The sequence below is a fragment of the Microcystis sp. M53603_WE2 genome (genome assembly GCF_030065435.1).
The window spans coordinates 1-3,220 of the sequence record NZ_JASJFF010001045.1; the positions used below are offsets into that span (position 1 = coordinate 1).

Sequence of the window (3,220 nt, forward strand, 5' to 3'; positions counted from 1 at the left end):
GATGATAGGTATCCAATAAATTCAAAGCTTCCAAACCATTACTCGCCGCTACCACACTATAACCTGCTAATTCTAAATAGTCTTTGACCGCTAGGCGGATACCGGGGTCATCATCGGCAATTAGAATCAAAAGAGGCATAGAAATTAACAGGACAAGGTTTTTTCGGTATTAATAGCCTAGCACCCTCCGCTCGTCACAATTGTCCATCAAGCTACAGAGGCCGTTTTAACTGATATTATACTAGCAGTTAGCTATCAGCCTTTTCAGTGATCAGTGATCAGTAATCAGTAATCAGTAATCAGATGTGAGTTTTCAGCTTTTTTCTCCTCCTCTCCCCACTCCCCCACTTCCCCACTTCCCCACTCCCCCAACCCCTTTTTTACTTTGAAGATCATTTTTGAGTTATACCGTTTCTCATAAGTATGAAGTATAACTGGATTGGGCATCGTCTCCTGATTCCTGACTCCTGACTTCTGGCTCCTGACTCCCGAAACCGACAACTTTGTACCTCACTATTAAGATAATTGCCATAACATGACAGATTATTTGGTTTCCCTGACAATTTGGGCGGGTATTTACGCGATTTTTGCCCTCGGTTTAAATCTACAATGGGGATTTACTGGCTTAATTAACTTTGGTCACGTTGCTTTTGCCACTTTAGGGGCTTATGCAACGGTTTTATTGACTTTACAGGGTGTACCGATGATTTTTGCCGCCATTGTCGGGGCGATCCTAGGGGCATTGTTGGGATTGGCGATCGGTTTTTCCACCCTGAGATTAAGAGCCGATTATCTAGCAATTGTCACCATCGGGGTATCTGAGTTAATTCGTTTACTGGTGCTTAACGAGGATTGGTTAACGAAAGGCAGTTTCGGACTACAACGTTATCCCCTACCTTTGGATATAAATCCCAGTTTTCCCGTCAAATTATTAATTATTGCCCTGTTTACCCTGCTTGCTATCTTTGCTCTCTGGCAATTGGGGCGCAATCTGCAACGACAATGGCGCGAAGCGGGGCAAATTAGCGGCAAAAGCTATCAACCGACGCAAAAGAGGGCTTTAATCTTTTGGGGGTCGTTAGGGGCGATAATCCTGCTTTTTCTGTATATAAACGGCGTAATTGCCTTGAATGACTATAATTACAAAGCGGGGCTGATGGTGGTAGTTTTAGTCCTCCTCGCTCTCGTTTATACTGGTTTAGAATTACTTTTACGATCGCCTTGGGGACGCATCCTCAAAGCTATCCGGGAAGATGAAGAAATTCCCCGGGCTTTAGGAAAAAATGTCTTTTGGTATAAGTTACAATCTTTGATGTTAGGCGGTGCGATCGCTGGTTTAGCTGGGGCTTTTTTAGCATGGCAATTAACCACTATTTACCCGACTAATTTTGAACCATTATTGACTTTTAACGCTTGGATTATTATCATTCTCGGTGGCTCTGGTAGCAATGCTGGCACCTTACTAGGAGCAGTAATTTTCTGGGCTTACGATTCCCTGACTCGCTTTATTTTGCCCCAATTAGATATTTTTAATGATAGCCAATTAGGGGCTTTACGGATTATGATTATCGGTCTGCTGCTCATGGTTTTAATGATCTGGCGACCCCAGGGTATCCTCGGCAAAAAAGAGGAGTTAACTTTGGGAAAATAATTAAGTGGTTGGACAAAACTAAATTTAACTGAGGGGTAAGTATTCAGGAGTAAGTATTCAGGAGTCAGGAGATTATTTTTATTTATTCTCCCCACACCCCACACCCTACACCCTACACCCCACTTCCCACTTCCCACTTCCCACTTCATAATTCATAATTCATAATTCATAATTTATATATGTTACTTTCTGCCAAAGGATTATCGAAAAGTTTTGGGGGCATTCGCGCCGTCAATAATGCTTATTTGGATGTGCCGCAGGGCAGCATCACCGGGTTAATCGGGCCAAATGGAGCCGGCAAAACCACACTTTTTAACCTTTTATCTAATTTTATTCGCCCAGATAAAGGGGAAGTTTTTCTTGATGGTCAGCCGATTCATCAGCTGCCTCCCTATCAAATTGCCCTAAAAGGATGTGTGAGAACTTTTCAAGTCGCCAGGGTATTATCCCGATTAACGGTGTTAGAAAATATGCTCTTAGCTAGTCCGGGGCAAACGGGAGAAAATTTTCTCAAAGTCTGGTTTCAGGGGGCAAAAATTCGCCAACAGGAACAGGAAAATCGTGCCAAAGCTTTGGACCTATTAGATTCGATTGGTCTAGGGGAGAAAGCGCAGGATTATGCGGGAGCTTTATCGGGAGGACAGCGTAAATTATTAGAGATTGGCCGAGTGCTAATGACCGAGCCAAAATTAATTTTATTAGATGAACCAGCCGCCGGAGTTAATCCCACTTTAATCGCTCAAATCAACGACCATATTATCGAGTGGAATCGTCAGGGAATTACCTTTTTAATTATCGAGCATAATATGGATGTGATTATGTCCCTTTGTCACCACGTTTGGGTATTAGCAGAAGGGACAAATTTAGCCGATGGCATTCCCAGCGAAATCCAAAAAAACGAGCGGGTTTTAAAGGCTTATTTAGGAGACTAAAGCTAATTTTTGCACCTGTTCAACAAAGTTAGCCAGAATTTTTAAGCCATTAGTTGAGGATTTTTCGGGGTGAAACTGCACCGCCACCAAACGCTCACGAGCGATCGCTGCCGTCACCGTTTGACTGCCGTGGGTGACGGTGGCGGCAGTTAGATGACTATCAAGGGGATCGACATAATAGGAATGGACAAAATAGACGTGAGGATGCGGGGGTAATCCCTGCCAAAGAGCATGATCAGGCTGGGTGAAGTCTAATTGATTCCAACCTATATGGGGAATGGTAATGCCCGGTTCTGAGCGAAAACGGCGCACTGTCCCTGGAATAATCCCTAAACCCGCCTCTTGACCTTCCTCCGATGAGTCAAAGAGAATTTGTAAACCGAGACAGATACCGAGAAAAGGTTTACCATTAGCGATCGCCGCTTTGATCGGTTTTTCGAGATGACGACTGCGAATTTGCCGGACGGCAGGATCAAAAGAACCGACTCCGGGTAAGACAATAGCGTCAGCTTTTTCCAGATCGAGGGGAGAATCGGTAATTTTCGGCACTGCACCCACGGTTTCCAGTCCTTTACAGGCAGAGTGCAGATTTCCCATGTCGTAATCGATGACAGCGATTAAGGTCATTGCTATATAC

4 protein-coding genes are annotated in these 3,220 nt (G+C 44.0%); 2 read left to right on the forward strand and 2 right to left on the reverse strand.

Going from position 1 to position 3,220, the window contains the following annotated elements; all coding sequences use genetic code 11:
• A partial coding sequence (locus tag PX481_RS22005; RefSeq protein WP_353852216.1) for a response regulator occupies positions 1-139 on the reverse strand: 139 nt, incomplete at its 3' end.
• A 396-nt stretch (positions 140-535) separates the two neighbouring features.
• Here PX481_RS22005 and PX481_RS22010 point away from each other — a divergent pair.
• Positions 536-1,651 (forward strand): branched-chain amino acid ABC transporter permease, encoded by a 1,116-nt coding sequence (locus PX481_RS22010; RefSeq protein WP_002761333.1) that lies wholly within the window; start codon positions 536-538, stop codon positions 1,649-1,651.
• Positions 1,652-1,830: 179 nt separating this feature from the next.
• A complete protein-coding gene (locus tag PX481_RS22015; RefSeq protein ID WP_002761336.1) occupies positions 1,831-2,583 on the forward strand; it encodes an ABC transporter ATP-binding protein in 753 nt (250 codons plus the stop codon).
• On the opposite strand, the gene hisH is transcribed toward PX481_RS22015, so the two are convergent.
• Entirely contained in the window at positions 2,572-3,210 is a 639-nt protein-coding gene (gene hisH / locus PX481_RS22020) for an imidazole glycerol phosphate synthase subunit HisH (RefSeq protein WP_288095982.1), read from the reverse strand. The two genes, PX481_RS22015 and hisH, sit on opposite strands and share 12 nt — an antisense overlap.
• Between the last annotated feature and the right edge of the window lie 10 nt (positions 3,211-3,220).